The organism is Pseudomonas sp. MWU13-2100 (assembly GCF_023242365.1).
Classification (GTDB): Bacteria; Pseudomonadota; Gammaproteobacteria; order Pseudomonadales; family Pseudomonadaceae; genus Aquipseudomonas.
Map to the genome: position 1 here is coordinate 1 of NZ_JALLIX010000076.1, position 8,207 is coordinate 8,207.

The following is an 8,207-nucleotide window of genomic DNA, read 5'->3' on the forward strand; positions in this document are numbered from 1 at the left end:
AGGCGCCCCAGGGCGAAACCGAAACCACCCTGGCGCGGATCTGGATGCAGTTGCTCAATGTCGAGCGCGTCGGCCGGCATGACCATTTCTTCGACCTCGGCGGCCATTCGTTGCTGGCCGTCAGCCTGATCGAACGCATGCGCCAGGCCGGCCTGTCCACCGATATCCGCGTACTGTTCGGCCAACCCACGCTGGCCGCCCTGGCCGCTGCCGTGGGCGGCGGGCGGGAAATCGTGGTCCCGGCCAATGCCATTCCGTCCGTTTGCGAGCGCATCACCCCGGACATGCTGCCCCTGATCAGTCTCGACCAGGCCGTTATCGATGGTATTGTCGCCAACGTACCGGGTGGCGTGGCGAACGTGCAGGATATCTATCCGTTGGCGCCGTTGCAGGAAGGCATCCTCTATCACCATCATCTGGCCGTGGACCACGCCGACCCCTATCTGCAACACGCGCTGTTCGCCTTCGACAGCCGCGCCCGCCTCGAGGCCTTCGCCCAGGCATTGCAAGGCGTGATTGCACGCCACGATATCCTGCGCACCGCCGTGGTCTGGGAGGGCCTCGATACACCGCTGCAAGTGGTCTGGCGCCAGGCTCCGCTGGTCGTCAACGAAGTATCGCCGGACCCGCTCGCCGGTGATATCGCCGCCCAGCTGGGTGGGCGCCTCGACTCCCCGCGGACCCGCCTGGATATCCGCCAGGCGCCGATGCTGCAGTTGGACTATGCGCAGGACCCGTCCAGCCAGCGCTGGATCGGCCTGTTGCAGTACCACCACCTGGTCAACGACGCCACCTCCCTGGGTGCGCTGGTGGCCGAAATCGAAGCTCATATGCACGGCCAGCAAGCGCAACTGCCGACCTCGATCCCGTACCGCAACTATGTGGCCCAATCGCGCCTGGGGGTGAGTCAGGCCGAGCACGAGCGGTTCTTCCGCGACATGCTCGGCGATATCGACGAACCGACCTTGCCGTTCGGCCTGCAGGATGTACAGGGCGACGGCCAGGACATCGAAGAGGCTCGGTGTGCCGTGGACGCCGGCCTCAGCCACCGGCTGCGGACCCAGGCCCGGCAGTTGGGCGTCAGTGCCGCCAGTCTTTGCCACTTGGCCTGGGCTCGGGTCCTGGGTTGTGTCTCGGGTAAGGACGAAGTGGTGTTCGGCACCGTTCTGCTCGGTCGCCTGCAGGGCGGCGAGGGGGCCGACCGTGCCCTGGGGATGTTCATCAACACCTTGCCGTTGCGGGTGGCGTTGGGCGGGTTGGGTGTGCGCGAAGGGCTCAAGGCCACCCACTCACGCCTCACCGCCTTGCTCGGTCATGAACATGCGCCGCTGACCCTGGCGCAACGTTGCAGTGGCGTGGTGGCGCCGACCCCGTTGTTCAGCGCATTGCTGAACTATCGGCACCTGGCGAGTGGCAACACCGACCGGCCGGCCTGGAACGGCATCGAGATGCTCGGTGGCGAAGAGCGCACCAACTACCCGCTGACCCTGTCGGTGGACGATCTGGGCGAAGGTTTCGCCCTGCATGTCGGCACCCTGGCCGGGACCGGGGCGCAACGGGTCTGCGGCTATATGCTCCGCGCCCTGGAAAGCCTGGTCGAGGCCCTGGAACAAACGCCGGCCTTGCCGTTGGCGCAGCTGTCGATCCTGCCTGCCGCCGAGCGCGAGCAACTGGTGCTGGGGTTCAATGCCAGCGCTCGCGATTACCCGCGGGCGCAAACCGTCCATGGGCTGTTCGAAGCCCAGGTGCGGGCGCGGCCCGAGGCTTGTGCGGCGATCCACGATGGCGTGTCGTTGACCTACGCCGAGCTCAATACCCGGGCCAACCGCCTGGCCCGGCACCTGCGCGGTCTCGGTGTACAACCGGGCGACAGCGTGGCAATCCTGCTGGAGCGCTCTGACGAGCTGCTGGTCAGCCAACTGGCGGCGCTCAAATGCGGCGCGGTCTATGTGCCCCTGGATATCAACGCCCCGGTTGAGCGCCAGGGTTTCATGATCGAGGACAGCCAGGCACGGCTCCTGCTGACTCGCCACCCCGTGCCGCTGGACAGTCGCGTGCAGCGCGTGGACCTCGACATGTTGAGCCTGGAACGCCTCGATGGCGATGACCTGGCCATGCCGCAGTCCAGCGAAAGTGTGGCCTACATCATGTACACCTCAGGCTCCACCGGTACCCCCAAGGGGGTTCTGGTACCGCATCGGGCCATCAGCCGCCTGGTGATCAACAACGGTTATGCCGACTTCAATGCCCGGGACCGGGTGGCTTTCGCTTCCAACCCGGCGTTCGACGCCAGTACCCTAGACGTCTGGGCGCCGCTGCTCAATGGCGGCTGCGTGGTGGTGATCGGCCAGGCCGACTTGCTCTCTCCGGAAAACTTCCAGCGCCTGCTGCTGGAACAGTCGGTGACGGTGCTGTGGATGACCGCCGGCTTGTTCCATCAATACGCCGCGGGCCTGGGCGACGCCTTCTCGCGGCTGCGCTACCTGATTGTCGGCGGTGATGTGCTGGACCCGGCGGTGATCGCGCGGGTCCTGGCGAACGCAGCTCCCGAGCACCTGCTCAATGGCTATGGGCCGACCGAAGCGACGACCTTTTCCGCGACCTATGAAATCACCCAGGCAGACAGCGGCAACCTGCCGATTGGCCGGCCAGTGGGCAACGGCCGTCTTTATGTGCTCGATGCCCATGGCCAGGTCGTTCCGCTGGGCGTGGTGGGCGAGTTGTATATCGGTGGCCCGGGCGTGGCCAAAGGGTATCTGAACCGGGATGAGTTGACCCGGGAGAAATTTGTCGCCGACCCGTTCGACAGCGACCCGCAGGCGCGCTTGTACCGCACCGGCGACCTGGCGCGCTGGCGTGCCGACGGCAACCTGGAATACCTGGGGCGCAATGACGACCAGGTGAAGATTCGCGGCTTCCGGGTCGAGCTGGGCGAGATCGAAGCGCGCCTGGCCGAACATCCCGAGGTCAAGGACGCCGTGGTGCTGTGCCGTGAAGAGATCCCCGGCGAAAAGCGCCTGGTGGCCTATTTCACCTCGGCCTTTGCCGGGGCGGTGGAGCGGATCGACGCGCTGCGCGCTCATTTGCATGCGCAGTTGCCGGAGTACATGGTGCCCATGGCCTATGTGCGCCTCGAGCGCCTGCCCCTGACCGCCAACGGCAAGCTGGATCGCAAGGCACTGCCGGCACCAGACGAGCGCGCGTTGATCAGCCGAGGCTACGAGGCGCCCGAAGGTGAAACCGAGATCCTGCTGGCGCAGTTGTGGGCAGAATTGCTCAAGGTCGAACGAGTGGGGCGCCACGACCACTTCTTTGAACTGGGCGGTCATTCGCTGCTGGCGGTGACGCTGATCGAGCGCATGCGCCAGGCCGGTCTGAGCGCCGATGTGCGAGTGCTGTTCAGCCGGCCGACCCTGGCCGCGCTGGCGGCGGCGGTGGGCAGTGGCCGGGAAATCCGCGTGCCGGCCAATGGCATCAGCCTCGATTGTTCGCGTATCACCCCTGAACTGTTGCCGCTGGCGAACCTCGACCAGGCCGCCATCGACCGGATCGTCGCCACGGTGCCGGGTGGCGTTGCCAACATCCAGGACATCTATGCCCTGGCGCCCTTGCAGACGGGCATCCTCTATCACCACCTCAGCGCGGAACAGGGCGACCCCTACGTGCTGCAATCGCAGTTCGCCTTCGACAGCCTGGAGCGCCTGGACGAATTCGCCAGGGCTCTGCAGTTCGTGATCCAGCGTCATGACATCCTGCGCACGGCACTGGTCTGGGAAGGTCTTGACGAGCCGGTGCAGGTGGTCTGGCGCCAGGTGCAACTGGTACGCGAGAGCCTGGAGCCGGACCCGCGGGGCGGTGCTGTGGCGAGCCAACTGCAGCAGCGTTTCGACTCGCGGCACTATCGCCTGGATATTCGCCAGGCGCCGATGCTGCGCTTGATCCAGTCCTGGGATGCGGAAAACCAGCGCTGGCTGGCCTTGCTGCTGTTTCATCACCTGGCCATGGACCACACCGCGATGGACGTGGTGCAGCACGAGATGCAGGCCTATCTGCTGGGGCGGCAGGCGCAACTGGGCGCGCCGGTACCCTATCGCAACTATGTGGCCCAGGCCCGCCTGGGCGTGAGCCAGGAAGAGCATGAGCGGTTCTTCCGCGAACGGCTCGGCGATGTCGACGAACCGACCCTGCCGTTCGGTTTGCAACAGGTTGAGGGGCAAGGCATCGATGAGGCCCGCCTGCCCGTGGGCGTTGCGCTGGGTCGCCGTTTGCGGGCCCAGGCCCGTCAACTGGGAGTGAGCGCCGCCAGCCTGGTGCATCTGGCCTGGGCCCAGGTGCTGGGCCGGGTTTCGGCCCGCGACGACGTGGTGTTCGGTACGGTGCTGATGGGCCGGATGCAGGGCGGCGAGGGTGCCGACCGTGCCCTCGGTATGTTTATCAATACCTTGCCGCTGCGGGTGATTCTCGGTGCTCGTAGTGCACGGGAAGGGGTCAAGACCACCCATGACGAGCTGACCGCGTTGCTCGGCCATGAACACGCGTCCCTGGCGCTGGCTCAGCGTTGCAGCGGTGTCAGCGCGCCGCTGCCGTTGTTCAGCGCGTTGCTCAACTATCGCCATAGCAGCACTGTCGTGACCGATGAGGCGCTGACGGCCTGGCACGGCATGCAGGCCCTGGGCGTCGAGGAACGCACCAACTATCCGTTGACGCTAAATGTCGACGACCAGGGCGAAGACTTTCTGTTGTCCGCCCAGACCGTTCCGATGATTGCGGCGGGGCGGATCTGTGCCTATATGCAGCGGGCGTTGCACAGCTTGGTCGAGGCCCTGGAGCAGGGCGCCGAAGCGGCGTTGCAGGACTTGCTGGTGCTGCCGGAGACTGAACGCCGGCAGTTGCTGGAGGCGTTCAATGCGACCACCGTCGACTATCCGCGGGATCTGACCCTGCATGGTCTCTTTGAAGCTCGGGTTGCCACTTGTGGTGACGCGGTAGCGGTCGTCGACGAGAAGGGCAGCCTGACCTATGACGCACTCAACCGTCAGGCCAACCGCATCGCCCATCGCCTGATCGGCCTGGGCATCGGCCCGGATGATCGGGTGGCGATCTGTGTCGACCGTGGCCTGGAAATGGTTGCGGGGCTGCTGGGGATTCTCAAGGCAGGCGCTGCCTATGTGCCGCTCGACCCGGCCTATCCGCTTGATCGTCTGGCTTACATGCTGGAGAGCTGTGCTCCGGCGCTGATTCTTAGCCAGGAAGCCTTGCATTCGGTACTTCCAACAAGTGCCGTACCGGTGCTGTTGCTCGATCCTGAGCTGGCGAAGCGCGAAGGTTTCCTTGCGCAGCCCGAGATCGACCCGTTGCGGGCAGGGCTACGTCCCGAACATCTGGCCTATGTGATCTACACTTCGGGTTCCACCGGGCATCCGAAGGGCGTGCAGATCACCCATCAAGCCTTGAGCAACTTCCTCCAGTCGATGAGCCGTGAACCAGGGCTTTCGTCGCAAGATCGCTTGCTGGCCGTCACCACTATTTCCTTCGACATCGCCGCGCTTGAGCTGTATTTGCCCTTGGTCAACGGAGCCTGTGTAGTCCTGGCTTCCCGTGAGGCGGCCATGGACGGTCTGCAATTGCAACGCTTGCTTGCCGAGCAGCAGGTCAGCGTGATGCAGGCCACTCCGGCCACCTGGCAAATGCTGGTGAGCAGTGGCTGGACCGGCAATAGGGACCTGCGCGTTTTTTGCGGTGGAGAAGCACTTCCCCGCAGCCTGGCGCGCGAGCTGCTGTCGCGCAGCCGTGAACTGTGGAACCTCTACGGCCCCACGGAAACCACTATCTGGTCCTGTGTCGCGCGTGTCGATGGGCAGGGCGAATCGGTCAACGTACCGATCGGCAAACCAATGGCCAATACACGGATCTACCTGTTGGACGAGAGCCGGCAGCCGGTACCGCTGGGTGTGGCGGGTGAGCTGTATATCGGCGGTGCGGGAGTGGCGCGCGGCTACCTGAACCGCGACGACCTGACCGCCGAGCGCTTCCTCAATGACCCCTTCAGCCAGGACGCTTCGGCACGCCTGTACCGCACCGGTGACCTCGGTCGTTATCTGCCGGACGGCACGCTCGAATACCTGGGGCGTAATGACAACCAGGTGAAGATCCGCGGTTTCCGCATCGAGCTGGGCGAAATAGAAGCACTTCTTGCTGCTTATCCCGGGGTCAAGGAAAGCGTGGTTCTGGCACGAGAAGACCACCCGGGCGAAAAACGCCTGGTGGCTTATCTCACGGCGCAGCAGCCTGAAACAGTTCTGGAGATCGAAAGCCTGCGTGGCCATCTGCAAGGCGCATTGCCGGAATACATGATCCCGACGGCCTACGTGCAGCTCGACGTCTTGCCATTGACGCCTAACCGAAAAGTCGACCGTAAAGCGCTGCAGGTGCCAGATGGCTCGGCACTGGTCAGCCGCGAATACGAAGCGCCGCAAGGCAAGGTCGAAACGCGGTTGGCACAGTTGTGGGCCGATTTGCTCAAGGTCGAGCGCGTCGGGCGAAACGATCACTTCTTCGAACTGGGCGGTCATTCGCTGCTGGCGGTAACGCTGATCGAACGGATGCGCCAGGCCGGCCTGAGCGCCGATGTACGGGTGCTGTTCGGCCAGCCGACCTTGTCGGCACTGGCGGCGGCGGTGGGCGGCAGCACGGAAGTCGTGGTACCGGCCAACCTGATCCCGCAAGGCTGCGAGCACATCACTCCAGACTTGTTGTCGCTGGTCAGCCTGACCCAGGCGCAGATCGACCGTGTGGTGGCGACGGTCCCGGGTGGGGTGGCGAATGTGCAGGATATCTACCCGTTGGCGCCATTGCAGGAAGGCATTCTGTTCCATCACCTGTCGGCCGGCAAGGGTGACCCCTATGTGCTGCAATCGCAGTTCAGCTTCGACAGCCGTAGCCGTCTGGACGATTTTATCCAGGCGCTGCAACGCGTGATCGATCGTCACGATGTCCTGCGCACATCGATTGCCTGGGAAGGGCTGGAGGCACCGGTGCAGGTGGTCTGGCGCCAGACCCGGCTGGAAGTCGAGACACTCGCCCTCGATCCGCGGGAGGGTGAGCCGCTGGCGCAACTGTTGCAACGCTTCGATCCGGCGCACTACCGTTTGAATCTGCAACAGGCGCCGCTGCTACGCCTGGCCGTCAGCGAAGATGCGTTCAATCGGCGCTGGGTGGGTATCCTGCTGTTCCATCATATCGCCATCGACCACACCACCATGGCAGTGGTGCAACAGGAAGTGCAGGACTACCTGCTTGGGCAGACGATGCCGCTGGCACCGGCCATGCCGTATCGCAACTATGTGGCCCAGGCGTGCCTGGGGGTCAGCCGGCAGGAGCACGAAGCCTTCTTCCGCGAGATGCTCGGCGATGTCGATGAGCCGACTCTGCCGTTTGAACAGCAGGAAGTCCGTGGTGACCGACAAGAGCTCACCGAGGCCCACCTGGCGCTGGACCACGAGCTGTCCCGGCGGCTGCGCGGGCGGGCCCGACAGGCCGGTGTCAGCCCGGCAAGCGCGGTGCACCTGGCCTGGGGCCTGGTGCTGGGGCGCTTATGCCGACGCGAGAAGGTGGTGTTCGGTACCGTGTTGCTGGGCCGTATGCAGGGCGGCTCGGGCGCGGATCGGGCGCTGGGGATGTTTATCAATACCTTGCCGCTGCGCCTGGACCTCGGCGAGATGGGGGCTCGGGCCGCGCTCAAGGCGGCCCATGGCCAGCTCACCGCGCTGCTCGGCCACGAACATGCTTCCCTGGCGCTGGCCCAGCGTTGCAGCGGGGTGCCCGCGCCGACGCCACTGTTCAGCACCTTGCTCAACTACCGGCACGGTGCCGGCGAGGTCAGCCAGCAGGCGCTGGAGGCCTGGCAGGGTATCGAAAGCCTGGGTGGCGGCGAGCGGACCAACTACCCGCTGACGCTGTCAGTGGACGATGACGATGTGGGCTTCAACCTGACGGTACAGGCAACTGCCGGCGTTGATGCGCAACGGGTCTGCGGTTACATGCAGGCCGCGCTGGCGAGTTTGGTGGGGGCACTGGAACAGAACGCGGAGGTGCCGCTGAGTGGCCTGTCGATCCTGTCGGCTGAGGAGCGTGAACAACTGCTGGTGACGTTCAACGACACGCTGCTGGATTATCCGCAGGCGCAGACCGTTCATGGGTTGTTCGAG

The 8,207-nt window shown here is 64.9% G+C and carries 1 protein-coding gene; it reads left to right on the forward strand.

What is annotated here, in order from left to right; genetic code table 11:
- The coding region (locus tag M5B99_RS29025; RefSeq protein WP_248807365.1) for an amino acid adenylation domain-containing protein at positions 1-8,207 on the forward strand (8,207 nt) is incomplete at both ends.